At 52.5% G+C, this 26,136-nt stretch carries 21 protein-coding genes and 6 tRNA genes; 5 read left to right on the forward strand and 22 right to left on the reverse strand.

What is annotated here, in order from left to right; genetic code table 11:
• Position 1: 1 nt before the first annotated feature.
• The gene (gene leuS / locus DZE2538_RS05475) at positions 2–2,584 is read right to left on the reverse strand and encodes a leucine--tRNA ligase (RefSeq protein ID WP_038915789.1); all 2,583 of its coding nucleotides are present in this window, start codon (positions 2,582–2,584) and stop codon (positions 2–4) included.
• 268 nt (positions 2,585–2,852) lie between these two features.
• Here leuS and DZE2538_RS05480 point away from each other — a divergent pair, with 268 nt between their 5' ends.
• Positions 2,853–3,335, forward strand: coding sequence for a zinc ribbon-containing protein (locus tag DZE2538_RS05480; RefSeq protein WP_012883866.1), 483 nt, complete (start codon positions 2,853–2,855; stop codon positions 3,333–3,335).
• Between the two features lie 143 nt (positions 3,336–3,478).
• On the opposite strand, the gene DZE2538_RS05485 is transcribed toward DZE2538_RS05480, so the two are convergent.
• From DZE2538_RS05485 to miaB, 9 genes are all read right to left on the reverse strand, one after another.
• Positions 3,479–4,204 (reverse strand): amino acid ABC transporter ATP-binding protein, encoded by a 726-nt coding sequence (locus tag DZE2538_RS05485; protein WP_038913428.1) that lies wholly within the window; start codon positions 4,202–4,204, stop codon positions 3,479–3,481.
• Positions 4,204–4,878, reverse strand: coding sequence for a glutamate/aspartate ABC transporter permease GltK (gene gltK, locus DZE2538_RS05490; protein ID WP_012883868.1), 675 nt, complete (start codon positions 4,876–4,878; stop codon positions 4,204–4,206). The genes DZE2538_RS05485 and gltK overlap by 1 nt, the downstream gene beginning before the upstream one ends.
• The gene (locus DZE2538_RS05495) at positions 4,879–5,619 is read right to left on the reverse strand and encodes an amino acid ABC transporter permease (protein ID WP_038915790.1); all 741 of its coding nucleotides are present in this window, start codon (positions 5,617–5,619) and stop codon (positions 4,879–4,881) included.
• Positions 5,620–5,781: 162 nt separating this feature from the next.
• On the reverse strand, positions 5,782–6,675 hold the full coding sequence (locus tag DZE2538_RS05500; RefSeq protein WP_012883870.1) for a glutamate/aspartate ABC transporter substrate-binding protein: 894 nt from the start codon (positions 6,673–6,675) through the stop codon (positions 5,782–5,784).
• A gap of 370 nt (positions 6,676–7,045) precedes the next feature.
• Positions 7,046–8,575 (reverse strand): apolipoprotein N-acyltransferase, encoded by a 1,530-nt coding sequence (lnt, locus tag DZE2538_RS05505; RefSeq protein WP_038915791.1) that lies wholly within the window; start codon positions 8,573–8,575, stop codon positions 7,046–7,048.
• A gap of 7 nt (positions 8,576–8,582) precedes the next feature.
• Positions 8,583–9,452: a CNNM family magnesium/cobalt transport protein CorC gene (gene corC / locus DZE2538_RS05510; RefSeq protein ID WP_012883872.1), complete on the reverse strand. Its 870-nt coding sequence runs from the start codon at positions 9,450–9,452 to the stop codon at positions 8,583–8,585.
• Between the two features lie 100 nt (positions 9,453–9,552).
• Positions 9,553–10,038, reverse strand: coding sequence for an rRNA maturation RNase YbeY (gene ybeY / locus DZE2538_RS05515; RefSeq protein WP_038913433.1), 486 nt, complete (start codon positions 10,036–10,038; stop codon positions 9,553–9,555).
• Positions 10,035–11,090, reverse strand: coding sequence for a PhoH family protein (locus tag DZE2538_RS05520; protein ID WP_012883874.1), 1,056 nt, complete (start codon positions 11,088–11,090; stop codon positions 10,035–10,037). The genes ybeY and DZE2538_RS05520 overlap by 4 nt, the downstream gene beginning before the upstream one ends.
• Before the next feature lie 230 nt (positions 11,091–11,320).
• Complete coding sequence (gene miaB, locus DZE2538_RS05525) at positions 11,321–12,745, reverse strand: tRNA (N6-isopentenyl adenosine(37)-C2)-methylthiotransferase MiaB (RefSeq protein ID WP_023639224.1); 1,425 nt, start codon at positions 12,743–12,745, stop codon at positions 11,321–11,323.
• 245 nt (positions 12,746–12,990) lie between these two features.
• On the opposite strand from miaB, the gene ubiF reads away from it, so the two are divergent.
• Together ubiF and DZE2538_RS05535 are read left to right on the forward strand one after the other, a co-directional pair.
• Positions 12,991–14,157 (forward strand): 3-demethoxyubiquinol 3-hydroxylase, encoded by a 1,167-nt coding sequence (gene ubiF / locus DZE2538_RS05530; protein ID WP_038915792.1) that lies wholly within the window; start codon positions 12,991–12,993, stop codon positions 14,155–14,157.
• A 181-nt stretch (positions 14,158–14,338) separates the two neighbouring features.
• Entirely contained in the window at positions 14,339–14,668 is a 330-nt protein-coding gene (locus tag DZE2538_RS05535; RefSeq protein ID WP_019844552.1) for a DMT family transporter, read from the forward strand.
• Positions 14,669–14,804: 136 nt separating this feature from the next.
• On the opposite strand, the gene DZE2538_RS05540 is transcribed toward DZE2538_RS05535, so the two are convergent.
• From DZE2538_RS05540 to nagB, 10 genes are all read right to left on the reverse strand, one after another.
• A tRNA-Gln gene (locus tag DZE2538_RS05540) sits at positions 14,805–14,879 on the reverse strand.
• An 8-nt stretch (positions 14,880–14,887) separates the two neighbouring features.
• Positions 14,888–14,964, reverse strand: a tRNA-Met gene (locus DZE2538_RS05545).
• 41 nt (positions 14,965–15,005) lie between these two features.
• Positions 15,006–15,080, reverse strand: a tRNA-Gln gene (locus DZE2538_RS05550).
• Positions 15,081–15,122: 42 nt separating this feature from the next.
• A tRNA-Gln gene (locus DZE2538_RS05555) sits at positions 15,123–15,194 on the reverse strand.
• A 54-nt stretch (positions 15,195–15,248) separates the two neighbouring features.
• A tRNA-Leu gene (locus DZE2538_RS05560) sits at positions 15,249–15,333 on the reverse strand.
• 10 nt (positions 15,334–15,343) lie between these two features.
• Positions 15,344–15,420 (reverse strand) — tRNA-Met (locus tag DZE2538_RS05565).
• Positions 15,421–15,638: 218 nt separating this feature from the next.
• On the reverse strand, positions 15,639–17,303 hold the full coding sequence (gene asnB / locus DZE2538_RS05570; RefSeq protein ID WP_019844551.1) for an asparagine synthase B: 1,665 nt from the start codon (positions 17,301–17,303) through the stop codon (positions 15,639–15,641).
• A 294-nt stretch (positions 17,304–17,597) separates the two neighbouring features.
• A complete protein-coding gene (gene nagC, locus DZE2538_RS05575; RefSeq protein WP_012883879.1) occupies positions 17,598–18,821 on the reverse strand; it encodes a DNA-binding transcriptional regulator NagC in 1,224 nt (407 codons plus the stop codon).
• 29 nt (positions 18,822–18,850) lie between these two features.
• Complete coding sequence (nagA, locus tag DZE2538_RS05580) at positions 18,851–20,002, reverse strand: N-acetylglucosamine-6-phosphate deacetylase (RefSeq protein WP_038915794.1); 1,152 nt, start codon at positions 20,000–20,002, stop codon at positions 18,851–18,853.
• Between the two features lie 22 nt (positions 20,003–20,024).
• A complete protein-coding gene (nagB, locus tag DZE2538_RS05585; protein ID WP_012883881.1) occupies positions 20,025–20,825 on the reverse strand; it encodes a glucosamine-6-phosphate deaminase in 801 nt (266 codons plus the stop codon).
• Positions 20,826–21,153: 328 nt separating this feature from the next.
• On the opposite strand from nagB, the gene nagE reads away from it, so the two are divergent.
• The gene (gene nagE, locus DZE2538_RS05590) at positions 21,154–22,626 is read left to right on the forward strand and encodes an N-acetylglucosamine-specific PTS transporter subunit IIBC (RefSeq protein ID WP_023639228.1); all 1,473 of its coding nucleotides are present in this window, start codon (positions 21,154–21,156) and stop codon (positions 22,624–22,626) included.
• A gap of 167 nt (positions 22,627–22,793) precedes the next feature.
• Positions 22,794–24,452: a glutamine--tRNA ligase gene (glnS, locus tag DZE2538_RS05595; protein ID WP_038913442.1), complete on the forward strand. Its 1,659-nt coding sequence runs from the start codon at positions 22,794–22,796 to the stop codon at positions 24,450–24,452.
• 82 nt (positions 24,453–24,534) lie between these two features.
• Here the strand turns inward: glnS and fur are convergent, their stop codons facing one another.
• Positions 24,535–24,981, reverse strand: a complete 447-nt coding sequence (gene fur, locus DZE2538_RS05600; RefSeq protein ID WP_019844547.1) for a ferric iron uptake transcriptional regulator — start codon at positions 24,979–24,981, stop codon at positions 24,535–24,537.
• A 407-nt stretch (positions 24,982–25,388) separates the two neighbouring features.
• A complete protein-coding gene (gene fldA / locus DZE2538_RS05605) occupies positions 25,389–25,916 on the reverse strand; it encodes a flavodoxin FldA (RefSeq protein ID WP_019844546.1) in 528 nt (175 codons plus the stop codon).
• Positions 25,917–26,136: the final 220 nt, after the last annotated feature.

Raw genomic sequence — 26,136 nt, forward strand, 5'->3', positions numbered from 1 at the left:
CTTAACCCACAACCAGGTTAAGCAGTTTGCCCGGAACGAAAATCACCTTGCGGACAGTCACGCCATCCAGATATTTTGCCACCAGCGGCTCCTGCGCTGCACGATCACGCACCTGCTGTTCAGTGGCATCGGCCGCCACGGTAATCTTACCGCGAACTTTACCGTTAACCTGTACCACGACCAGGCGAGAATCTTCGACCATCGCCTGTTCATCGGCGACCGGCCACGGTGCCTGATCGATATCACCTTCGCCTTTCAGTTCGTTCCACAGCATGAAGCAGACGTGCGGGGTAAACGGATAGAGCATCCGTACAACCGCCAGCAGCGTTTCTTGCGTCAGTGCGCGATCTTGCTCAGACTCTTGCGGTGCTTTAGCCAGCTTGTTCATCAGCTCCATAATGGCAGCGATAGCTGTATTGAAGGTCTGACGGCGACCGATATCGTCGGTCACTTTGGCGATGGTTTTGTGCAGGTCACGGCGCAGCGCTTTCTGATCGTCGGTCAGGGCTGCCGTATCCAGCGGTGCGGTAGCGCCTTTGCCGGTATGATCGTAAACCTGCTTCCAGACGCGTTTCAGGAAGCGGTTGGCCCCTTCAACGCCAGATTCCTGCCATTCCAGCGTCATTTCCGCCGGTGATGCAAACATCATGAACAGACGGACGGTGTCGGCACCATAACGTTCCACCATCACCTGCGGGTCGATACCGTTGTTTTTCGATTTCGACATTTTGCTCATGCCAGCATACACCAGCTCACGGCCTTCGCTGTCAAACGCCTTGGTGATGCGGCCTTTGTCATCACGCTCCAGTGTCACGTCGACCGGCGAAACCCAGATACGTTCACCGTTGTTGCCGAGATGATAGAACGCATCGGCCAGCACCATTCCCTGACACAGCAGACGTTTGGCTGGCTCATTCGAATTCACCAGACCGGCGTCACGCATCAGTTTGTGGAAGAAACGGAAATACATCAGGTGCATGATGGCGTGTTCGATACCGCCAACATATTGGTCGACCGGTAACCAGTAGTTCGCCGCTGCCGGGTCGAGCATACCCTGGTCGTACTGCGGGCAGGTATAACGTGCGTAATACCAGGAGGATTCCATAAAGGTATCAAACGTGTCGGTTTCACGCAGCGCAGGCTGACCGTTAACCGTCGTTTTCGCCCATTCGGGGTCGGCTTTAATCGGGCTGGTGATCCCGTCCATGACCACGTCTTCCGGCAGAATGACCGGCAACTGGTCTTCTGGCGTAGGGATGACCGTACCGTCTTCCAGCGTCACCATCGGGATAGGTGCACCCCAGTAGCGCTGGCGGGATACGCCCCAGTCACGCAGACGATAGTTCACTTTGCGTTGACCGACGCCTTGCGATACCAGTTTATCGGCGATGGCGTTGAACGCGGCGTCAAAATCTAATCCGTTGAACTCGCCAGAGTTAAACAGGCAGCCTTTTTCGGTTTGCGCCTGAGTGGACAGATCCGGCTCGCTGCCGTCTGCCATCAGAATAACGGGCTTCACCGGCAGGTTATATTTGTGGGCGAATTCCCAGTCGCGCTGGTCGTGACCCGGTACTGCCATCACGGCTCCGGTACCGTACTCCATCAGCACGAAGTTGGCGGCCCATACCGGTACTTTCTCACCGGTCAGCGGGTGGATAGCGAACAGGCCGGTAGCGACGCCTTTTTTCTCCATGGTCGCCATGTCGGCTTCGGCCACTTTGGTGTTGCGGCATTCGGCGATGAAGTCTTGCAGTACTGGGTTGTTTTCCGCTGCTTTCAACGCCAGAGGATGGCCGGCAGCCACCGCAACGTAAGTCACGCCCATGAAGGTATCCGGGCGGGTAGTGTAAACGGTCAGCGTATCGTCGGCGTCGGCGATACGGAAGGTAATTTCCACCCCTTCGGAGCGACCAATCCAGTTACGCTGCATGGTTTTGACCTGCTCCGGCCAGCTTTCCAGCGTATCGAGGTCGTTGAGCAATTCGTCAGCATACGCTGTGATTTTGATGAACCACTGCGGAATTTCCTTGCGTTCCACTTTGGTATCACAGCGCCAGCAGCAACCGTCGATGACCTGCTCGTTGGCCAGTACCGTCTGGTCGTTCGGGCACCAGTTCACCGCTGAGGTTTTTTTGTAGACCAGGCCTTTTTCATACAGCTTGGTGAAAAACCACTGTTCCCAGCGATAGTAGTCCGGTTTACAGGTGGCGATTTCGCGATCCCAATCGTAACCAAAACCCAGCAATTTCAGCTGGTTTTTCATGTATTCGATATTGTCGTAGGTCCAGGGGGCTGGCGCCGTATTGTTCTTCACCGCCGCGCCTTCCGCCGGCAAGCCGAACGCATCCCAACCGATAGGCTGCAGTACGTTTTTACCCAGCATGCGCTGGTAACGAGAGATCACGTCACCGATGGTGTAGTTGCGGACATGACCCATGTGAAGACGGCCGGAAGGATAAGGCAGCATGGAAAGGCAATAGTATTTTTCCTTGCCGGGTTCTTCGGTCACTTTGAAAGTCTGTTTTTCTTGCCAGTGAAGTTGGACGTGCGCTTCGATATCTTCCGGGCGGTATTGCTCTTGCATGGCTGCCAGTGGTCCTTAGTGAAATTGCTAACGCGGTAGCATGTTCTGTTTCATTTCAAAAGATCCGCATAGCATAGCTGATAAGCAACGGGCTCAACAACCGCTTGAGGCGCTCTGTCGTTGATTTATGCGGTGTTCGTGGTGAAGAACGCGGCGAGGCGAGGGGGAAAACGGCGGATTGGGAAGCGGCTCCCGGTAGTGTTGTAAAAATCATCTACACTAGGTTTTGCAGGCCCGTCGATAAGCGCTTTTACGCTAAGGAGTCACGATGAGCAAAGTGGTGCAGTATTACCGGGAACTGATGTCTGCCGTTACCGAGTGGCTAAGCCGAGGTGAGAGAGACATAGATAAACTGATGTCGGATGCGCGACGTCAGTTGCAGGAAACCAACGAACTGACGCAAAAGGAGATTGAGCAGGTAATACTGGCGCTCCAGCGTGATTTGGAAGCATTTTCCCTCAGTTATGAGGAGAGCCAGAATGCTTTTTCCGACAGTGTCTTCATGCGTGTTGTCCGCGAAAGTTTGTGGCAGAACCTGGCGGACATCACTGACAAGACACAGCTGGAATGGCGTGAAGTGTTCAAAGATGTCAGCCACCATGGCGTGTATCACAGTGGCGAAGTGGTGGGACTGGGTAATCTGGTATGCGAACAGTGCCATCACCATATTGCCTTTTATACGCCAGAGGTGTTGCCACTGTGCCCGAAATGTGGACACGACCAGTTCCATCGCCAGCCCTTTTCTCCCTGATCCCTTTTTCCGCTAAGTCCGTTATTTCTGAACAACCATAGGTAAAAACAAGGGTGCCGGAGCACCCTTGTTATCGAGGTTAAATGTTATAGCGGTCAAATGTTACTGATATCAGAAGTCGATGGTCAGTGAGACGTTGCGTCTTAATGCAGGATCTTGGCCAAAAAGTCTTTGGCGCGATCAGAGCGTGGATTGCCGAAGAAATCCTCTTTGCGCGTGTCTTCGATTATCTTGCCTTCATCCATGAAGATAACGCGATGCGCCACTTTGCGGGCGAACCCCATCTCATGGGTGACGACCATCATAGTCATGCCTTCCTGCGCCAGTTCAACCATTACATCCAACACTTCGTTGATCATTTCCGGGTCGAGTGCTGAGGTTGGCTCGTCAAACAGCATCGCAACCGGGTCCATGCACAGCGCGCGCGCGATCGCTACACGCTGTTGCTGACCGCCGGACAACTGACCAGGGAATTTATTGGCGTGGGCTGACAGACCAACGCGAGCCAGCAGTTTCAATCCCTTCTCACGGGCGGCCTCTTTATCACGCTTGAGGACTTTGACCTGTGCCAACGTCAGGTTATCGACAATAGACAAGTGTGGGAACAGTTCGAAATGCTGGAACACCATGCCCACTTTGGAGCGCAGTTGTGCCAGGTTAGTTCGTTTATCGTTGACGACGATGCCGTTAACTTCGATCTGACCTTGCTGAATGGGCTCAAGGCCGTTAACGGTTTTGATTAAGGTCGATTTCCCGGAGCCGGAAGGTCCGCAAACCACCACCACTTCACCTTTTTTCACTTCGGTGGAGCAGTCGGTCAGCACCTGAAATTGACCATACCATTTAGAAACATTTTTCAGGAAAATCATCAAACCGTCCTTCTCTTCAAATAATTGACCAGCATCGACGCCGAGAGGCTGATAACAAAATAGACAAACCCGGCGAACAGGATCATTTCTACCTGCGTGCCATCACGTTCGCCAATGGTGGATGCGGTACGGAAAAAGTCCGCCAGGCTCAGTACATACACCAGCGAGGTATCCTGAAACAGCACGATACCTTGAGTCAGCAGTAAGGGTACCATAGCCCGGAACGCCTGAGGCAGAATCACCAGTTGCATGGATTGCCAGTGGGTCATCCCCAACGCCAGCGCCGCTGAAGCCTGTCCACGGGAAATGCTCTGGATACCGGCGCGGATAATCTCGGAATAATAGGCCGCCTCGAACAATGAAAAGGCTACCATAGCCGATACCAGCCGAATATCGGTTTTCGGGGAAAGACCAAGCACATTTTGTAATAAGCTCGGTACAATCAGGTAGAACCACAGCAGTACCATCACCAGGGGCACTGAACGGAACAGGTTGACGTACAGTTTGGCAAACCAACTGATGGGCTTAACCGGTGACAGTCGCATCACCGCCAGCACGGTTCCCCAGACTATCCCGACCACCACGGCTGTCAGGGTGATCTCCAGCGTCACCCCCATGCCTTTAATCAGATAAGGCAGGCTGGGGGGAATAGAACTCCAGTCAAAGTTATACATTTATTTGCTCCCCAGGTTGCCCGGCAAACGGGTCTTACGCTCTACAACTTGCATCAACAGCATGATGATGGCGTTGATGCCGACATAAGCCAGCGTAATCGCACTGAACGATTCGTAGGCGTGGGCAGAGTAATCCAACAGCTTGCCTGCCTGCGCCGCCATATCCATTAGACCGATAGTGGAGGCGATGGCGGAGTTTTTCACCAGGTTGAGCATTTCCGAGGTCAGTGGCGGCACAATCACCCGGTAGGCATTGGGCAGCAGAACATAACGGTAAGTTTGCGCAAGTGTCAGGCCAATGGCTAAACCAGCGGCCTTTTGGCCTCGCGGTAATGACTGAATTCCTGCCCGCACCTGTTCGCACACACGAGCGGCGGTGAACATGCCCAGACAAAACATAGAAGACAGGAAAAATTGAATATTGGGGTCCAGCTCAGCTTTAAACCACATCCCTAATTTGGTCGGTAAAAGCTCCGGCACCACCAGATACCAGCTAAAAAATTGCACAATCAGTGGCACGTTACGAAACATCTCCACATAACAGGTGCCGATACCTGACAGCAGACGATGGGGGACGGTACGAAGAATACCCAGCAGTGAGCCCAGCAGAAAAGCGATGACCCAGGCACATAACGACAGTGAGACGGTGACCTGCAGACCGGAAACAATCCATCCCAGATAGGTTGTATTCCCGAAAGGGGCAGGTTGCAGGAAGATACCCCAGTTCCAATCTATTGACATAACGAACTCCGGTAAAAAAGGGGTAGCGTTCGCTACCCCGAAGATTGGTGAGTGGCTCATGGATTAGCAGAATGGGGAACGGCCACTCTGCACCTGTCTGTCTTGCCACGAATCAGCAATCGGAAGGCAGATTACTGCCCTTTATTGTCATTATTAATTCGGTTACAACGCCTTATCGTTGGGGGCCTTGAACAAGGCTTTCATGTCGTCTGACAGCGCAAAGTTCATATTCAGGTTTTTCGGCGGAATCGGTTGTTTGAACCAGGTATCAAACCATTTTTCGGCTTCGCCGGAGGTCTGCACCTGACTTATCGTTGCATCAACCAGTTGTTTGAATTGTGGGTCGTCTTTACGCAGCATGCAGCCATACGCCTCGCGGGATTGCGGGGTACCGGTGATAACCCATTCATCCGGGGCTTTGGCTTTGGCGCGCTCACCAGCCAGCAAGGCATCGTCCATCATGAAGGCCACAGCGCGGCCACTTTCCAGCGTACGGAATGAGTCACCATGGTCTTTGGCGCTGATGATGCGCATGTTCAGTTTTTTCTCTTCGTTCATCTTGTTCAGCAACACTTCTGAGGTGGTGCCGGAGGTGACAACGACGGCTTTACCTGCCAGATCACTGAAATCTTTGACGTCGGAGTCTTTTTTGGTCAGCAGACGGGTGCCAATGATGAAAATGGTGTCGGAGAAAGCGACCTGCTGCTGGCGTTCCAGGTTATTGGTCGTCGAGCCGCATTCCAGGTCATAAGTGCCATTTTGCAGCAGCGGAATACGGTTTTGTGAGGTAATAGGAATTAATTTTACCTGCAGGTTTGGTGCATCGAGCTTTTTCCTGACGGCTTCAACAATCTTGTCGGAGTAGGCCTGAGAGTAACCTACTACTTTCTGCTGGTTGTCGTAGTAGGAAAATGGCACTGACGATTCACGGTGGCCGATGGTGATAACACCATTGTCTTTGATTTTTTTCAGCGTGCCCGTCAGCTCTTCTGCATGAGCCAGACTTCCGGTTGCCGAGATCAACAGTAATGACAGTGCCAGTTTGCGCAATTGCATGTTCTAACTCCTTTGCTGTTGTGATCGATGCCTATCATGGGTGATGTGACCTTTGGATTCAGGCCATGTCACGTTGTGCACCGCTAAAGAGCGAATAAAACGCTGTCATGTTTAAAAATAGCGGATTGTAAACATAATGAAACGAGAATGTTTGTTTTTTGCGAGGCGTCCCGCACCAAATTGCTGCAATAAAAAACTTATGGCACTGATTTGGTGCAGTTCATGCCCTAATGTTGTGCTGGTTCAGGGATGAAGATGGCCGCAAGCGTGCATGCAAGACGTTTCATCTGAATAGATAGCAAGTTATATGCCAGAAATGAAACAAGACATGTCTAAGCATGTCTTGTTCGGGGTCGCGGGAGTGGGTGAGTTAGCGTAAGCGCCGACGGTATACCAGCGCTGTCAGGCCCAACACGGCTTCCAGTATCCACAGGGGCCATGAGCCAAACCTGGCGTAAGGCGTGATGCCTGTTGTGGGGGTGACACGGGTTTCCAGCACATCACGGGTAAACTGCGGCAGGCTGGCGCTAATGCTGCCATCAGGCGCGATAGCGGCGGTTACCCCATTGTTGGTGGCGCGAAGTAGCGGGCGTCCCAGTTCCAGTGCACGCATCCGCGCCATTTGAAAATGCTGCCAGGGACCAATCGAATTGCCAAACCAGGCATCGTTAGAAATCGTCAGCAGCATGTCGGTGTCAGGGCGGAAGTTGTCGCGAACCTGTTGCCCCAGGATCACCTCGTAGCAAATGGTGGCGGTGAGGCGATAACCGTTGACGACCAGCTGTGGCTGGCGATAGTCGCCGCGGCTGAACGCTGACATCGGTAAATCAAAAAACGGTGCCAGCGGACGTAACAGGGTTTCCAGCGGCACAAATTCACCAAACGGTACCAGGTGATGCTTGCTGTAGCGATTCGTGGTGGGGTAGTGATACGGCTGCTGGTCACCTAGCACGATGATGCTGTTATAAAAATCGGTACGATTGTTTTCCCGGCGGGCATCCACGATGCCGGTGATCAGGCTGCTATGGTGCTCGCGCAGGATAGTGTCCAGTTGCGTCAGGTACTGTTGCTGGCGGATTTCGACGTCAGGAATGGCAGATTCAGGCCAAATTACCAGTGATGCCTTGTCCATTACCTTCAGGGTGTTGTCGAAATAAATTTTTAGCGTATTGAACAGCTCGTTCGGATCCCACTTCAGCTCTTGTGGAATGTTGCCCTGCACCATGGCGACGTTAACGGCGCGTTCCGGTTGCAGTTTGTACCATTCGAGCGAGCGCAGCGGCCATGGCAACACCAATAATGCTGCCGCAACCAAGGCTGGCTGCCAGCGGCGCTGTACTAATCCCAGCACCAGCAACCCGCTTATCACCATCAGCAGGAAAGTGAGGGTATCCACCCCGGCTATCGGCGCAAGGCCTTTCAGCGGGCCATCAAGCTGACTGTAGCCGAATTGTAACCAGGGAAAGCCGGTTAATACCCAGCCACGTAGCAGTTCAGTGAGCTGCCAGAGAACCGGTGCAGCCAGCGCCAGTCGCCAGACGGTGGTTTGCGGCCACAGGCGTGAGAGTAATCCAGCGAACAGCATCGGGTAGAGTGACAGGTAGAGCGCCAGTAGCGTCACCAGACCGACATTGACGGGGCCGGGCATACCGCCAAAGTCGGCGATGCTGTAGTAAACCCAATGGATACCCGTGCCAAACAGGCCAAACCCCCAACAAAAGCCGATGGCGGTAGCCTGACGAGCCCGACGGTTTAGCGTCAGGCCCAATAAGCCCATCAGAGAAACGATGGCAGCGGGCCAGACATCGTAAGGAGAAAACGCCAGCGTGCCACAGGCACCGAATAAAAGCGCCAGCAGGAGGCGAACCTGCTGGCGTTGTAATAATGAGGCGACTGCCATGAATAAATTAGTCTTCCAGTTGCGGTTGCGGGGCGTCGTCAGGGATCCTGACATGAACCTGAATAATACGGCGGCTATCTGCCATAGCAACTTTGAACAGGTAACCGTCTATGTCGATAGTTTCCCCACGTGCCGGCAGGTGGCCGAAATACTGCATCACCAGACCGCCAATGGTATCAACTTCCTCGTCGCTAAATCGCGTTTCGAAGATCTTATTGAAATCCTCGATAGGTGTAAGCGCACGTACCGTATAAGTCTGGCGGTTGAGCTGACGGATGTCGCGATCTTCCTCGTCATCGTATTCGTCTTCGATTTCACCAACAATAAGCTCCAGAATATCTTCAATCGTCACCAGCCCGGAAACGCCACCAAACTCATCAATGACAATCGCCATGTGGTAGCGCAGGGAGCGGAATTCATTGAGCATGCGGTCTACCCGCTTGCTTTCCGGCACCACAACGGCAGGACGCAGCACTTTATCCATGCTAAATGGTTCGGAGTTGCTACGCATAAACGGCAGCAGATCCTTGGCCATCAGGATGCCTTCAATGTGGTCTTTGTCTTCGCTAATAACCGGGAAACGGGAGTGCGCCGATTCGATGATCACATCCAGACACTCTTCCAGCGTCTGGTTATGTTTGAGTGTAATCATCTGAGAACGCGGGATCATAATATCGCGCACTCGTTGATCGGCGATGTCCATCACGCCTTCCAGCATGTCGCGGATTTCCGGGTCGATCTGTTCCGAATCGCGGATCAACGCCAGCAAATCGTCGTGATCTTTGGACTCACCATGAAAAATTTGATTGAGAAAAAAAGAGAAGAATCCCTTTTTGGGACTGGGGGTATCGCTGTTGGTAGAATGGTCGTCGCTCATGGCGTCAGTAAATATCACTCTTGTTAAGAAATGATGACCAGCAGTGAATACAGTAAACAGGCGATATCACCGCTGGCGTCTGGTCCTTAAAATATCGAATTTAAGGTGTATCCGTAAAATTTTCTTTTTCTGCCAGATATGGGTCGGCATAACCCATACTCTGCATGATTTCCGTTTCCAGTGCTTCCATTTCTTCGGCTTCACTGTCTTCGATATGATCATAACCTAACAGATGCAGACTGCCATGGACAACCATGTGCGCCCAATGTTCCTCTGCACTTTTCCCTTGTTCGACCGCTTCCTGCTCGACCACTTGTCGGCAGATGATAAGGTCGCCCAATAATGGTAATTCCACTTCTGGCGGAGCCTCAAAGGGGAAGGAGAGGACGTTGGTCGGCTTGTCCTTACCGCGATAGGTCAGGTTCAGGTGGTGGCTTTCCTCTTCATCCACCACCCTGATGGTGACCTCTGCCTCGTCCTGAAACTGGGGTAGCACGGCTTCCAGCCAGCGCTGGAAGTCGGCTTCAGAGGGCAGCCCGTGGCTACTCTCACTGGCTATCTGCAAATCAAGAATGACCTGGCTCATTTTTGCTCCTGCGTGCTGCTGGCCTGCGCTTCACGTTTACGCTGTTCTGCCAGTTCTTCCCGGCGTTTCTGGTCGGCGCTTTCCCACGCTTCATACGCGTTGACGATGCGGGCCACTACCGGATGGCGTACCACGTCTTCGCTGTGGAAAAAGTTGAAACTGATCTCTTCCACGTCTGACAGCACCTCAATGGCATGACGCAAACCGGATTTTTGGTTGCGTGGCAGGTCTATCTGGGTAACGTCACCGGTGATGACGGCTTTCGAGTTAAAGCCGATACGGGTCAGGAACATCTTCATCTGCTCGATAGTGGTGTTCTGACTTTCATCCAGAATGATGAAGGCATCGTTCAGGGTACGCCCACGCATATAAGCCAGTGGCGCGACTTCAATGACGTTGCGCTCAATGAGCTTTTCCACGCGCTCGAAGCCCAGCATTTCAAACAGCGCATCGTAGAGTGGGCGCAGGTAAGGGTCTACTTTCTGGCTCAAATCACCCGGCAGGAAGCCCAGTTTTTCACCGGCTTCTACCGCCGGACGGGTCAGCAGGATACGGCGGATATCCTGTCGTTCCAGTGCGTCCACCGCAGCGGCCACCGCCAGATAGGTTTTCCCCGTACCGGCCGGACCGATACCGAAAGTAATGTCGTGATCGAGAATATGGGCGATGTACTGCGCCTGATTGGGCGTACGGGGTTTGATGACGCCGCGTTTAGTGCGGATATTCACCGCCTTGCCGTATTCCGGCACGCTGTCGGCGGTCTGTTCCAGTACCCGGGATTCTTTGATAGCCAGATGAATCTGTTCTGGATCGATGTCTGGAATCACGCCACGCACTGGCGCGGTATCCACATACAGATGGCGCAGGATATCAGCAGCGGCGTCGATGCAGAGGTCTTTTCCTACCAGCTTGAAATGATTGTCGCGATGATTGATCTCTATGCCGAGGCGGCGTTCCAGCTGTTTGATGTTGTCGTCAAACGGGCCGCACAGACTGAGCAGACGTTTATTATCCGCAGGTTCGAGGGCAATTTCTTTTATCGTTACGTTCAAACTATTCCTCTTGGGTTTAAGCAGAATGAGCAATGACGTTGTGCCACGGGCAGAGGTATCTGCCCAGATGTGGCGCAGAGATTACCTTGATTATTTATCGTGAAGCCCGCAAGGCGCAAGTCAGATTCGGCATAAAGGCCGCAAGGGCGATGTATTCGCCCGGTCAGTGAGTCGGAACTAAAGAAAAAGCGGGCCGTTTGACGGCCCGCCTGAATAACGTGCATGAGCGATTACGGCTGATAGATACCGACGCCGAGTTCGTCTTCTTTGCGGGTACGGGCGATAACCGAGGTTGGTGATTCACTGACGCGCAGATTCATTTGGTCTTCGGTGCGAACGACTACGCCACGCAGTGAATTCGGATAAACATCAACGATTTCCACGTCGACGAATTTGCCGATCATGTCTGGTGTGCCTTCAAAGTTCACCACACGGTTATTTTCAGTACGCCCGGACAGTTCCATCACGCTCTTGCGTGACGTCCCTTCCACCAGAATACGTTGCACGGTACCCATCATCCGGCGGCTGTACTGCATGGCTTGCTGATTGATGCGCTCTTGCAGAATGTACAAACGCTGTTTTTTCTCTTCTTCGGTTACATCGTCCACCATATCGGCGGCCGGAGTGCCTGGGCGGGGCGAATAAATAAAGCTAAAGCTCATGTCGAAATCGACATCAGCAATCAACTGCATGGTTTGTTCGAAATCTTCCTGAGTTTCACCCGGGAAGCCGACGATAAAATCGGAACTGATCTGGATAGCCGGGCGCGCTTTACGCAGTTTGCGGATGATGGCCTTGTATTCCAGCGCGGTGTGGCGACGTTTCATCATCGTCAGAATGCGGTCTGAACCGCTCTGAACTGGCAGATGCAGGAAGCTCACCAGTTCCGGCGTATCTTCGTAAACGCTGATGATATCGTCGGTGAACTCAATCGGGTGGCTGGTGATAAAGCGGATACGGTCGATACCGTCGATCGCCGCGACTAAACGCAGCAACTCTGCGAAACTGCAAATATCATCATCGTGTGTGGCGCCGCGATACGCATTCACGTTCTGGCCCAGCAGATTCACTTCACGCACGCCTTGTGCTGCCAGTTGGGCGATTTCAAACAGCACATCATCGACCGGGCGGCTGACTTCTTCACCACGGGTATAAGGCACCACGCAGAACGTACAGTACTTGTTGCAGCCTTCCATGATGGAAACGAATGCGGTTGGCCCGTCGGCACGCGGTTCCGGCAGTCGGTCAAATTTCTCTACTTCCGGGAAACTGATATCCACGATAGGGCTGCGGGTACCCTGAACATGGTTGATCATTTCAGGCAAACGATGCAGTGTCTGTGGCCCGAAAATCACATCCACATAGTGCGCGCGGTCACGAATGTGTTCGCCTTCCTGGGACGCCACACAGCCGCCCACACCGATAATCAGATTCGGATTGACGTCTTTGAGCGTTTTCCAGCGGCCGAGCTGATGAAATACTTTTTCCTGCGCCTTCTCTCGGATAGAACAGGTATTCAGCAGCAGAATGTCAGCGTCTTCAGCGACGTCGGTCAGCTGGTAACCGTGCGTACTTTCCAGTAGGTCAGCTATCTTCGATGAATCGTATTCGTTCATCTGACAGCCCCAGGTTTTGATATGCAGTTTCTTTGTCATCGTCATCGACTAGCCATTACTCAGTGCGGGTAAACACGCAGTCCTTCGAGGGGCGCGTACATGCGGGCGCGTATTGTAATCTTTTGCCGCCGTTGTGACCAGATCCAGCGTGAAACGGCGTTTGGTGACGGTGGGTGTCGCTTTTGTGAAAAACTCACCGTGAAATCCAGTAAACTATCGGCATCTTTTGTCTTTCTGGCGCAGGTGCTTTGACTGAACTGCGCAGCAGAAACAGTGGGGCGGGTATGCACTATGATGCGGTAATTGTAGGCGGTGGCATGGTCGGTGCCGCCGCTGCGTTGGGCCTGGCACAACGTGGTTTTCAGGTGGCGGTATTGGAGCAGGAGGCACCACCACCGTTTGTCGTAGGCAGTACGCCGGATGTGCGCGTTTCGGCAATTGGTCAGGCCTCGGTCCGATTGCTTGAGCGTCTTGGCGTATGGCAGAACGTTGAACAGATGCGTAGCGCGCCATATCGACGTCTTGAAACCTGGGAGTGGGACAACGCGCATGTAGTGTTTGATGCGGCAGACCTTGGTTTACCTGAGCTGGGGTTCATGGTGGAAAACCGGGTGTTGCAACTGGCGCTATGGCAGGAACTGGAGAAGATTTCAGGTGTAACGCTGTTGTGCCCGTGGCAACTACAACGTTTGCACCGTGAGGACGACCAATGGCGGCTTACCAGCGAACAGGGCGAGAGCTTGTCCGCATCACTAGTGATTGGTGCGGATGGCGCTAATTCGCGCATTCGGCAGTGGGCGGGGATTGGTATTACTGGCTGGCAATATCGCCAGTCCTGCATGCTGATCAGCGCTGAAATGGCAGGCCCACAGCAAGATGCGACCTGGCAGCGATTTACGCCGTCTGGGCCACGCGCATTTCTGCCGCTGTTTGACGGTTGGTGCTCGCTGGTGTGGTACGACAGCCCGCAGCGTATTCGCCAGTTACAGTCGATGTCGCTTCCTCAACTCAATAAGGCCATTGCCGAGACGTTTCCTGAGCGACTGGGGGCTGTCAATGCCGTTTCCGCTGGCGCGTTCCCGCTGGTGCGCCGCCATGCTCAGCAGTATGTGTTGCCGGGATTAGCCTTGATTGGCGATGCTGCCCATACCATCAACCCGCTGGCCGGGCAGGGGGTGAATTTGGGGTATCGCGATGTTTCCACATTGATGGATGTAGTTATTCAGGCTCGCGATGACGGCGAGGAGTGGTACGGCGGGCCGGTGTTGCAGCGTTATCAACGGCTGCGTAAACCCGACAATTTGTTGATGCAAAGCGGCATGGATCTGTTTTACGGCGCGTTTAGTAACCGTCTGCCACCGCTTGAGCTGGCGCGTAATCTGGCGCTGATGGCGGCGCAACGGGCCGGGAAACTGAAGCAGCAGGCGTTGCGGTATGCATTAGGGCTATAGCTAGCGGCGGTATAGGCGTATCTGGAGATTCTTTTTCGCCGTCATATCGCTTTCATGCCGCGCCATTACAGTGGTGCGGTATTGAAGATATGTCAGCCATAACGTGTTGGTTTGTTTCATGTGTTATTCCGCGGCATCGCGGTTTTTGTGGTGAAAGCCTCATCTTTGGGTAGCAAAACTGATGACTTATGTATTTCTTTGTCTGGCCATTGTCTCGGAAGTGATAGCAACGACGGCACTCAAACTGTCGGAGAGTTTTACCCGGTTAGTGCCGAGCGCGGTGACGGTAGTATTTTACGCGATTGCATTTTACTGCCTGACCATTTCGATGCGGGTGTTGCCGACCGGTGTGATTTACGCCATTTGGTCCGGTGTCGGCATTGTATTGATCGCTGCAGTAAGCTGGATTTTTTACGGCCAACGGCTGGATTGGCCTGCGGTGCTGGGAATGGCGTTAATTATTGCCGGGGTCGCGGTCATTAACTTGTTTTCCAATACCGTCGCGCATTGATAACCGAGCCGGTGCCAACAACAGGTTGGTACCAGGTTCGTAACCGTAATGGAATTCGTAGGCGGCTCGGCGCGCAGGATAAGGTACAAGGGATGCAGATGAAAAAGAAAAAGCCCGATAAACGGACTTTTCTGTATGGCTGGGGTACGAGGATTCGAACCTCGGAATGGCGGAATCAGAATCCGCTGCCTTACCGCTTGGCGATACCCCAATTTAATGTGGTGGCTACGACGGGAATCGAACCTGTGACCCCAGCATTATGAGTGCTGTGCTCTAACCAGCTGAGCTACGTAGCCAATACTGCACTGTCAAAAGCCTGAAGCTTTGTGACTGAAAATGGCTGGGGTACGAGGATTCGAACCTCGGGATGGCGGAATCAGAATCCGCTGCCTTACCGCTTGGCGATACCCCAACAGGGTGCACATCATAAGATGTGTCTCACTAAATATATGGGCTGGGGTACCAGGATTCGAACCTGGGAGTGGCGGGATCAAAACCCGCTGCCTTACCGCTTGGCGATACCCCAATAAATCGTTGCAACCCGAGTTGACGCTTTCGGTTTTCACACCGATGAAGATAATGGTGCGGGAGGCGAGACTTGAACTCGCACACCTTGCGGCGCCAGAACCTAAATCTGGTGCGTCTACCAATTTCGCCACTCCCGCAGGGAAAAAATGGTGGCTACGACGGGAATCGAACCTGTGACCCCAGCATTATGAGTGCTGTGCTCTAACCAGCTGAGCTACGTAGCCATCTTTTCCGCGTCACCTTCATCGGCGTTGCGGGGCGCATTATGCGGAGTTGGCCTTTTGGCGTCAACACATTTTTTCCCTAAAAACGGCGTATTCGAATTGTTTGTTTGGGTTATGAACAGTCTGGTGAGAAAAGCGTCAGAAAGCAGGCTTTTAACGGTATTACATAAGAAAAACGGGCCGCGATTGGCCCGTTTAAAACAGTAAAATAGGGTAGCTTATTGGTAGGCAGATTGGTGCACGCCGACGGCACGGCCTGACGGGTCATCCATCTTTTTGAAGGATTCATCCCATTCAATGGCTTTAGCTGACGAACAGGCTACTGACGGGCCACCAGGGACGCATTCAGCTGCGCTTGGAACCGGGAACAGTTCTTCAAAAATTTCGCGGTACAGGTAGCCTTCTTTGCTGGTCGGCGTGTTGTACGGGAAACGGAAGTGTGCGGTTTCCAGTTGCTGATCAGTAACCTGTTTAGCGGCCACTTCTTTGAGTGTATCGATCCAACTGTAGCCAACACCGTCAGAGAACTGCTCTTTCTGACGCCAGGCCACGCTGTGCGGCAGATAGGATTCGAAACATTCACGCAGAATGTGTTTTTCCATTTTGCCGTTACCACACATTTTGTCTTTCGGGTTGATACGCATGGCGACGTCCAGGAATTTCTTATCCAGGAACGGTACGCGTGCTTCAACACCCCAGGCCGACATCGCTTTGTTCGCGCGGGCGCAGTCATACTGGTGCAGGGCCAGCAGTTTGCGCACGGTTTCTTCATGGAGTTCTTTGGCGTTCGGCGCTTTGTGGAAGTAGAGATAGCCGCCGAAGACTTCGTCCGAACCTTCACCGGACAGCACCATCTTGATGCCCATGGCTTTAATTTTACGTGACATCAGGTACATCGGCGTCGAGGCGCGGATGGTCGTAACGTCATAGGTTTCGATGTGATAAATCACGTCGCGGATAGCGTCCAAACCTTCTTGTACCGTGAAATGGATTTCGTGATGCACCGTGCCGAGATGTTCGGCAACATCACGCGCCGCTTTCAGGTCAGGCGCGCCTTCCAGTCCAACAGCGAAGGAGTGCAACTGCGGCCACCAGGCTTCGCTGCGCTCGTCATCTTCTACACGGCGGGCGGCGAATTTTTTGGTAATGGCGGAAATGACGGACGAATCCAAACCGCCGGACAGCAATACGCCGTAAGGCACATCAGACATCAGGTGGCTTTTCACTGACTCTTCCAGCGCTTCACGCAGTTCGGCGGCGTCGGTGACGTTATCTTTTACGTTGTCGTATTCGAACCAGTCACGGCGATAGTATTCACGAATTTCGCCGTCCTGACTCCACAGGTAGCTACCTGCCGGGAATTCTTTGATAGTGCGGCACACTGGCACCAGCGCTTTCATTTCAGAGGCGACATAAAAGTTGCCGTGCTCGTCGTAACCCATGTACAGCGGGATGATGCCCAGGTGGTCGCGGCCGATCAGGTAAGCGTCTTTTTCACTGTCATACAGCGCGAAGGCGAACATACCGCGCAGTTCGTCCAGGAATTCCGGCCCTTTTTCCTGGTACAACGCCAGAATCACTTCACAGTCGGAACCGGTCTGGAACTGGTAGCGGTCGCCATATTGCTGACGCAGAGCCTGATGGTTATAAATTTCACCGTTCACGGCCAGAACGTGGGTGTGCGCCTGGTTGTAGAGGGGCTGTGCACCGGTATTGACATCGACAATAGACAGACGTTCATGCGCCAGAATGGCTTTGTCGCTGGCATAAACACCGGACCAGTCCGGACCGCGATGGCGCATCAGACGGGACAACTCCAGCGCTTTTTTACGCAGTTCAACCGGGTCAGTTTTCAGATCAAGCACACCAAAAATAGAACACATACCAAAGGCTCCCTTTATTCACGCATCACAACGTGAAAACTGTCAAAGTGTATGGCGGTAATCAGCGGTTTTCCTTGCCGTATGGTATTGCTGTGGGTCGGTCGCCGCCGTGTCGGTAACACTGATTTAGCATCAAAAGGGGATGCTAATTCAATATCATTTAATGAAAAAAGCCATTGTGGTGGTGAATGTGTAATTTTTGGCGTGATTTATTGGGGTTTATTCATAATGAGAGAGGAGAGAGGCCGGATTTTTAGCGATTTCATAATCCGGCCTTATAGCAAAAACCAAAACTTACTGATTTTCAAGCAGACGTTGCAGCAATACACCATTAAGCATGGCGCGTTTTACCAGCGCAAAAGCGCCGATGGCAGACAAATGCTGCAATTCGGAGACGACGACGGGCAGATTTTGCCGGAAATCTTTTAGCACCTGCGTATTGATGCAACGCTCAATGGCTGGCAACAGAATTTTGTCTGCGGCGGTAATTTCACCGGCGATAACGACCCGTTGGGGGTTAAACAGGTTAACGGCAATCGCGATAGCTTTGCCCAGTTGCTGCCCGGCGGCTTCAATCAGTTCTTTGGCCAGGCGATCGCCTTTGACTGCCGCCTTACAGATGGCGGCAATCTGGCAGTCATCGAGCGTTAGTTTGCTGGGGAAACCTTGTTGCAGCAAATGACGAACCCGCTGTTCCAGCGCACCGTTGGATACTACGGTTTCAAGGCAACCAAAGTTGCCGCAGTGGCAGCGATCACCCAAGGGGTCAATCTGGATGTGGCCTATCTCCCCCACATTGCTGTTGCTACCGAGGAAGATTTTGCCGTTGACGAGAATACCGGCACCTACACCGCGATGAACCCGTACCAGTAACGAGTCCTGGCAGTCGCGGGTAGCGCCAAAATAGTGTTCAGCCAAGGCCAGACTGCGGATATCGTGACCAACAAAACTGTGTACGTTAAAACGCTGTTCGAGGTTGTCAACCAGCGGCCAGTTATCCACGCTGATATGCGGCATATAACGCACTACGCCGGCAATCGGGTCGACCAACCCCGGTAACACCACTGAAATGGCGATTAATTCGCGGATTCGGCGCTGATGGCGGGTGATGAACTGATCGATAACGGTGAATAAGGCGTTTTCCAGCGCTTCCTGCGTGTTTTCCGGCAGGTTGCAGTGCTCTTCTTCCAGCCGTTTGCCTTGTAAATCGTATAAGGCGAGGGTGGCATCGTGGCGGCCAAGTCGCACCGCCACGGTATGAAACGGTCGTGTTTCGGAAATGATGGAAATAGCGCGACGCCCACCGGTTGATGCCTGCTGATCCACTTCCTTGATAAGACCGCGCTCCAGCAACTGGCGGGTAATTTTGGTGACGCTGGCGGGAGCAAGCTGGCTCTGTTCTGAAATCTGAATTCGGGAGATAGGGCCTTGCTGGTCAATCAGGCGGTACACGACCGCACTGTTGAGTTGTTTAACCAGATCGATATTCCCTATCTGGGTTTGTCCGCCTGTGGTCATGACGCGTTACTCGTGTCGATGCAATACGCTTACGATTTGCGAAAGACTTCTTCACCATTCACAAACGTACTGAGGATGTCAAAATCGCGGGTAAACGCCGTCAGGTTTGCCACTTTTCCTGTTTCAATGCTTCCCAGTCGGCTTGCTTCGCCGATGGCTCTTGCCGGATAGAGCGTCGCCATTCTCAACGCCTCATCCAGAGCGATACCCGCGTGTTCTACGCAATTGCGCACGGCGTCGATCATGGTGAGAGCCGAACCGCTCAGGGTGCCGTTCTCATCCACACAGATGCCGTCGCGGTAGTATATGGTTTTACCGGCAAATGTGAACTGGTCGATAGTGGAACCCGCAGGTGCCGTTGCGTCGGTGACCAGCACCAGTTTGTCGCCCTTGATGCGTTTGCTGTTGCGGATAGTCGCCCAACTGACATGATGACCGTCGGCAATAATGCCGCAATAGACTTCCGGGGCGTCGTAGACGGCACCGACCAGACCAGGTTCCCGGCCGGTAACGGGGGGCATGGCGTTAAACAGGTGGGTAGCAAAGCGGATACCGGCGGCAAAACCCTGTTTAGCTTGTTCCCAGGTGGCATGAGAATGCCCGGCGGATACGACGATGCCTGCATCGCTCAATTGCCTTATCACGTTGCCTGGCACCATTTCCGGCGCCAGCGTGACCTTGCTAATCACATCGGCATTGTCACACAGATAAGCCACCAGCTCATTGTCCGGCTGGCGGATAAAACTGGCGTCATGGGTGCCTTTTTTTATCGGGTTAAGCCACGGGCCTTCCAGATGCAACCCCAGCGCCTGATGACGGTGCTGAGCAAGCCAGGCACGCATTACGCCGATGCTGTGGCGCATGAATTCATCAGAAGAGGTGATAAGCGTCGGTAAGAAACTGGTGCAGCCGGATTTTTCGTTGGCCTTCTGCATGGTTTCCAGTGTTTGGACGCAAAGGCTGCTCAGCGCATCATTGAACTGGACGCCGCCGCAGCCATTCAATTGCAGGTCGATAAAGCCAGGGGCCAGTAGCGCACCGGCAAGATCACGCCGGGGCAGGGTGTCAGACAGCTCATGTGCCGGGCATACCGCCTCGATCAATCCATCGGCGACGACGACGGCATAACCGTCAAGGATCTGGTGGCCGGTAAAAATACGACCATTGATTAAAGCGAACATCTCTAAGCTCCTGGCTCACCGATTACAGATTTTTGATATTTTCAGCTTCCAGCTCGCGGAAATATTTCACGGTCTTCACTTTTAATTCCATGGTGGAAGGCTCATCACACACCATCAGCGCTTTAGCGTGTAATTGCAGGCAACTGATGGTCCACATGTGATTCACGTTGCCTTCTACCGCTGCCTGAAGCGCCTGTGCCTTATGACGGCCGCTAACCAGAATCATCACTTCTTCTGCATCCAGCAGCGTACCCACGCCGACTGTCAGGGCATATTTAGGCACCTGGCTGACGTCGCCGTCGAAGAAACGGGAATTGGCGATACGGGTCTCTTCCGTCAGCGTTTTGATACGGGTACGGGATACCAGAGAAGACGCCGGTTCGTTAAAAGCGATATGACCATCGTTGCCGACGCCGCCCATGAACAGATGAATCTTGCCGTAAGACTTGATTTTTTCTTCATAACGCTGACACTCAGCCGCGATATCTTCCGCGTTGCCATTCAACAGGTTAATGTTTCCTTCCGGAATATCAACGTGATTGAAAAAATTCTGGTACATAAAGGTGCGGTAGCTTTCCGGGTGGTCCGCCGGTAGTCCGACGTATTCATCCATGTTGAAAGTAACAACATGCTTAAAGCTGACCTGGCCTGCTTTGTAAAGCGCAATCAGCGCTTTGTAGGCTTCCAGCGGCGAGCTGCCGGTTGGCAGACCGAGCACGAACGGGCGTTCTGCCGTTGGGTTGAAAGCATTGATGCGCTCGACAATATAGCGGGCGGCCCATTTGCCAACCTCTGCGGGGGTCGTTAGTGGAATCAGTCTCATGGTGCTCTCCTCTGGCAATCGGTTAGCTATCATCGGGTAGTCGCAGCCGGATAGAGTGGCTGTCAGGTAATATGCCGATGCTATGTTTCGGTGTTTATCTGGGGCTAGTGTAGCGTGTTTTTTTTAGTCTTGAAATAAGTTGTGTTAATGCGACGCCATAAACTTTTTATATGTGCGTTTGTGGTGATTATTGTCACATAATCACGGTTATTAATTTGCGTGGCGAATTATTTTTTTGGCACTCTGGTCAGGCCCACATGGCTGGCGGGTGATTTGGTAACAAGGCTGACAGACAATTTTATTGCCCGTAAGGGAAAGAGAGGGGAAGGTGAGTACACTCGGTTATTTACAAAAAGTAGGCCGTGCGTTGATGGTGCCGGTCGCTACATTACCTGCAGCCGCCATCCTGATGGGGGTAGGGTACTGGATAGACCCGGTTGGCTGGGGGAGCGAAAGCGCGCTGGCAGCATTGTTGATCAAGTCTGGCGCGGCGATTATCGAGCATATGGCGGTATTGTTTGCTGTCGGTGTCGCCTACGGTATGTCTAAGGATAAAGACGGCGCGGCGGCGCTGTCCGGGTTTGTCGGTTATCTGGTGTTGACTACGCTGTGCTCGCCTGCGGCGGTATCAATGATTCAGCATATCCCGCTGGCAGAGGTACCCAAGGCATTCAGCAAGATTGAAAACCAATTCATCGGTATCCTGGTCGGCGTGATTTCTGCCGAGTTGTATAACCGCTACAGCCAGGTTGAATTGCCTAAAGCGCTCTCTTTCTTCAACGGTCGCCGACTGGTGCCGATTCTGGTATCAGTGCTGATGATTGTGGTGGCGTTTGTGCTGATGTACGTCTGGCCGGTGATTTATAACGCACTGGTTTCCTTTGGCGAACATATCCAGCAAATGGGGTCGGTGGGGGCCGGTATTTATGCCTTCTTTAACCGCCTGTTGATTCCAGTCGGGTTGCATCATGCACTGAATTCAGTGTTCTGGTTTGATGTGGCGGGTATTAACGATATCCCCAATTTCCTGAGCGGGCAGCAGGCGATTGATGCTGGCAAAGCGATCCCGGGCATTACCGGGCGTTATCAGGCCGGTTTCTTCCCGATCATGATGTTTGGTTTGCCGGGTGCGGCACTGGCGATTTATCACTGTGCGCGTCCTGAAAACCGCAGCCGTGTAGCGGGGATTATGGTGGCGGCGGCGTTTGCAGCCTTCTTCACCGGTATTACTGAACCACTGGAATTCTCCTTCATGTTTGTCGCGCCGGTGCTGTATGTACTGCACGCGGTGTTGACAGGGATTTCCGTATTCATCGCGGCCAGCATGCACTGGATTGCCGGTTTTGGTTTCAGTGCCGGTTTGGTGGACTTGGTGCTTTCTACGCGCAACCCACTGGCGACACATTGGTATATGTTGCTGCTTCAGGGGGCGGTGTTCTTCGTCATTTATTATGTGGTGTTCCGCTTTACTATCACCCGCTTTAACCTGATGACGCCGGGACGTGAAGCCGTTGCGACACAGCCTTCAACGGAGGGGGCAACCGCTCCTGCGGGCAATGCCCAATCGGTAGCGAAAGGGTATTTGCAGGCTATCGGCGGTAAAGACAATCTGACCGGCATCGACGCTTGTATTACTCGTTTGCGCCTGAGCGTGAAGGATTCGAGCCTGGTGGATGAATCGGCGGCACGTCAGTTAGGGGCTGCGGGTGTGATTCGTCTCAATAAGCAAAGCGTGCAGATTGTGGTTGGCACCCAGGCGGAGAATATCGCCTCTGCCTTGCGTGAGGTTTCACAGGAATAATTCGGCTGGCGTCATTATCGCCGTCTGATATCGATAAACGGAGCGCGCCTGCAAGCACGCTCCGTTTTTTTATCTTGAATTTTCATGAAACAAACGGTTGTTTCCCGGCGTGGCTTGTTGGATCATTAGTGGTTAAGGGTTGTTTTTTCGCATTTGAGGAACCAAGCATGAGTGAGGCTGAAGCCCGCCCAACCAACTTTATTCGTCAGATCATTGATGAAGATCTGGCTACCGGTAAACACGACAGTATTCAGACGCGTTTTCCTCCAGAGCCGAACGGCTATCTTCATATCGGCCACGCTAAATCCATCTGCCTGAACTTCGGTATCGCTGAAGATTACCACGGCAAGTGCAACCTGCGCTTTGATGATACCAACCCGGTAAAAGAAGATATCGAGTACGTTGAATCCATCAAACATGACGTTCAGTGGCTGGGTTTTTCCTGGAGCGGCAATGTTCGCTATTCGTCGGATTATTTTGATCAGTTGCACATGTATGCCGTTGAACTGATCAATAAAGGGTTGGCGTATGTCGATGAGCTGACGCCGGAACAGATTCGCGAATATCGCGGCACGCTGACCTCTCCGGGCAAAAATAGCCCGTACCGCGATCGCAGCGTTGAAGAGAACATGGCGCTGTTTGAAAAAATGCGCAACGGTGGTTTCGCCGAAGGTGCTGCTTGCCTGCGTGCTAAAATCGACATGGCATCGCCATTTATCGTGATGCGCGACCCGGTGCTGTATCGCATCAAATTCGCCGAGCATCATCAGACCGGCAATAAGTGGTGCATCTACCCGATGTACGACTTCACCCACTGCATTTCCGATGCGCTGGAAGGTATTACACATTCGCTGTGTACGCTGGAATTTCAGGATAACCGTCGCCTGTATGACTGGGTGCTGGATAACATCAGCATTCCTGCTCACCCGCGCCAGTACGAGTTTTCCCGCCTGAACCTGGAATATGCGGTCATGTCCAAGCGGAAGCTGAACCAACTGGTGAGTGAGAAGATCGTCGAAGGCTGGAACGATCCGCGTATGCCGACCATCTCTGGTTTACGCCGCCGTGGTTATACCGCCGCTTCTATTCGTGAGTTCTGCCGCCGCATTGGCGTGACCAAGCAGGATAACACAGTGGAAATGGCCGCACTCGAGTCGTGCATACGTGATGATCTCAACGAGAATGCACCACGTGCAATGGCGGTGCTGGATCCGGTGAAAGTGGTGATTGAGAACCTGCCTGAAGGTCATGAAGAGTGGCTGAGCATGCCCAACCATCCGAATAAACCGGAAATGGGAACACGACAGGTTGCTTTCAGTCGCGAAGTGTACATTGATCGCGCTGATTTTCGTGAAGAAGCTAATAAGCAGTACAAACGTCTGGTGTTAGGCAAAGAAGTCCGTCTGCGTAATGCGTATGTCATTAAAGCTGAACGCATTGATAAAGACGAGCAGGGTGTGATCACCACGATTTACTGCAGCTGTGATACGGAAACCCTGAGCAAGGATCCGGCCGACGGCCGTAAAGTGAAAGGCGTGATCCACTGGGTCTCTGCTGCTCACGCGTTGCCAGCACAGTTCCGTCTGTATGATCGCCTGTTCAGCATAGCTAACCCTGGCGGAGCAGAGGATTTTCTCTCCACCATCAATCCTGACTCACTGAGTATTGCTCAGGGCTTTGTCGAAGCCAGTTTGGGTAATGCTGAGGTCGAAAAAGCCTATCAGTTTGAGCGTGAAGGGTATTTTTGCGCGGATCGCGTTTATTCCCGTCCTGACCATCTGGTCTTCAACCGGACGGTGGGATTGCGTGATAGCTGGGCGGGTTAATCGCTGCCTGCTGGGACGTTAAGATAAAAATAAAACCGCCTCGGCGGTTTTATTTTTGCTCAGAATTAAAGAGAAGGCTCAATCAACGTTCGTCGTGGGCGCTGTCGTCTTCACGGCAGTCGCCGCTACTGCAATGGCCATACAGATACAAACTGTGGTTGGTGAGCTTGATGCCATGCTTCTCGGAAATTTCACGCTGGCGCGCTTCGATAGACTCATCGCTGAATTCAATCACCCGACCGCAATCCAGACAGATCAAATGATCATGGTGGTGTTGCTGGGTGAGTTCGAAAACGGATTTGCCACCTTCGAAGTTGTGGCGGGTGACAATGCCAGCATCGTCAAACTGGTTGAGCACACGGTAGACAGTGGCCAAACCAATCTCTTCCCCCATATCAATCAGCTTCTTGTATAAGTCTTCCGCGCTGACGTGGTGGCATTGAGGATCCTGAAGGACTTCCAGAATTTTCAGTCGTGGAAGTGTGACTTTCAGGCCGGCCTTCTTTAATGCGGTGTTGTTGTCAGTCATGCGGATTTAGTCCTGTTACGTGCTTTATCTGGGAGGCTATTAGCCTAGTATCATCGGTCGGCGTAAAAAAGGTCATGTGTCTCAATTATAGAACCGCACCATCGAAATGAAAACTACGGAACTTTTACAATATGGTTCAGGTTAACGTACTGTATTCAGAGTAGTTATCGATAAGGAACAAATTGTATGCCAGGATTTATCATTAAACATAATCCGGCTGAGCGAATGACATTGTACCTTGTCAGGATGAAAAGTTAAAAAAATGTATCACTAATTGCGATAGGTTTTATCTATCTATGGCTCTCATTATCGATTTAGCCATCGATTTACCTATTGATATTTACCTATCGGTATAGATATGGCCCCGACTACATTGGCACCAGCGGTGCATCAGGGCCACGGATGAATCAGGCCAGTAAGGCTTTCAAATTCAGTTCTTCACTGATTTGCTTGACCCAGGTGGAGACGCGTTCGCCGGTCAGCTCTGGCTGGCGATCTTCATCAATAGCCAGACCGATAAAGTGATCGTCATCCGCCAGGCCTTTTGAGGCTTCGAAGTAGTAACCTTCGGTCGGCCAGTGGCCAACGATGTTTGCACCCCGCGGTTCGATGATGTCGCGAATGGTGCCCATGGCGTCACAGAAGTACTCTGCGTAGTCTTCCTGATCACCGCAACCAAAGATGGCTACTAGTTTTCCAGAAAAATCAATCTCTTCCAGGGTTGGGAAGAAATCATCCCAGTCACATTGTGCTTCGCCGTAGTACCAGGTCGGGATACCCAGCAGCAGGATGTCAAAGCGCTCCAGATCCTCTTTGCTGCTTTTGGCAATGTCGTGCAGTTCGGCGACGTCGCTGCCCAGTTGTTGCTGGATAGTTTTAGCAATATTTTCGGTATTACCAGTATCACTGCCAAAAAAAATGCCTATGAGAGCCATAGATTAAATAACCTCTTGATTCCTAAGGGTATGGTGCTTACGTCACCCACTATCCGCTAATAATAGCAGACACTGTCTGGCGGATAAACGTGTATCTGTGGCTACCTGCAGCCGTGCTGTAAAAACAATTAGTTGATTCTTTTTTAATCGCCTTCTTAATGTTTTTTAATTTTTTTAAATACGATATTCTCACAGATAACTGAAAATATGGGTAATTGGT

Source organism: Dickeya zeae NCPPB 2538 (assembly GCF_000406165.1).
GTDB classification, from domain to species: domain Bacteria; phylum Pseudomonadota; class Gammaproteobacteria; order Enterobacterales; family Enterobacteriaceae; genus Dickeya; species Dickeya zeae.

Bases quoted from the DNA above. Each gene is read 5' to 3' on its own strand.
- leuS (WP_038915789.1), bottom strand. From the start codon at position 2,584: ATGCAAGAGCAATACCGCCCGGAAGATATCGAAGCGCACGTCCAACTT.
- DZE2538_RS05480 (WP_012883866.1), top strand. From the start codon at position 2,853: ATGAGCAAAGTGGTGCAGTATTACCGGGAACTGATGTCTGCCGTTACC.
- DZE2538_RS05485 (WP_038913428.1), bottom strand. From the start codon at position 4,204: ATGATTTTCCTGAAAAATGTTTCTAAATGGTATGGTCAATTTCAGGTG.
- gltK (WP_012883868.1), bottom strand. From the start codon at position 4,878: ATGTATAACTTTGACTGGAGTTCTATTCCCCCCAGCCTGCCTTATCTG.
- DZE2538_RS05495 (WP_038915790.1), bottom strand. From the start codon at position 5,619: ATGTCAATAGATTGGAACTGGGGTATCTTCCTGCAACCTGCCCCTTTC.
- DZE2538_RS05500 (WP_012883870.1), bottom strand. From the start codon at position 6,675: ATGCAATTGCGCAAACTGGCACTGTCATTACTGTTGATCTCGGCAACC.
- lnt (WP_038915791.1), bottom strand. From the start codon at position 8,575: ATGGCAGTCGCCTCATTATTACAACGCCAGCAGGTTCGCCTCCTGCTG.
- corC (WP_012883872.1), bottom strand. From the start codon at position 9,452: ATGAGCGACGACCATTCTACCAACAGCGATACCCCCAGTCCCAAAAAG.
- ybeY (WP_038913433.1), bottom strand. From the start codon at position 10,038: ATGAGCCAGGTCATTCTTGATTTGCAGATAGCCAGTGAGAGTAGCCAC.
- miaB (WP_023639224.1), bottom strand. From the start codon at position 12,745: ATGACAAAGAAACTGCATATCAAAACCTGGGGCTGTCAGATGAACGAA.
- ubiF (WP_038915792.1), top strand. From the start codon at position 12,991: ATGCACTATGATGCGGTAATTGTAGGCGGTGGCATGGTCGGTGCCGCC.
- DZE2538_RS05535 (WP_019844552.1), top strand. From the start codon at position 14,339: ATGACTTATGTATTTCTTTGTCTGGCCATTGTCTCGGAAGTGATAGCA.
- asnB (WP_019844551.1), bottom strand. From the start codon at position 17,303: ATGTGTTCTATTTTTGGTGTGCTTGATCTGAAAACTGACCCGGTTGAA.
- nagC (WP_012883879.1), bottom strand. From the start codon at position 18,821: ATGACCACAGGCGGACAAACCCAGATAGGGAATATCGATCTGGTTAAA.
- nagA (WP_038915794.1), bottom strand. From the start codon at position 20,002: ATGTTCGCTTTAATCAATGGTCGTATTTTTACCGGCCACCAGATCCTT.
- nagB (WP_012883881.1), bottom strand. From the start codon at position 20,825: ATGAGACTGATTCCACTAACGACCCCCGCAGAGGTTGGCAAATGGGCC.
- glnS (WP_038913442.1), top strand. From the start codon at position 22,794: ATGAGTGAGGCTGAAGCCCGCCCAACCAACTTTATTCGTCAGATCATT.
- fur (WP_019844547.1), bottom strand. From the start codon at position 24,981: ATGACTGACAACAACACCGCATTAAAGAAGGCCGGCCTGAAAGTCACA.
- fldA (WP_019844546.1), bottom strand. From the start codon at position 25,916: ATGGCTCTCATAGGCATTTTTTTTGGCAGTGATACTGGTAATACCGAA.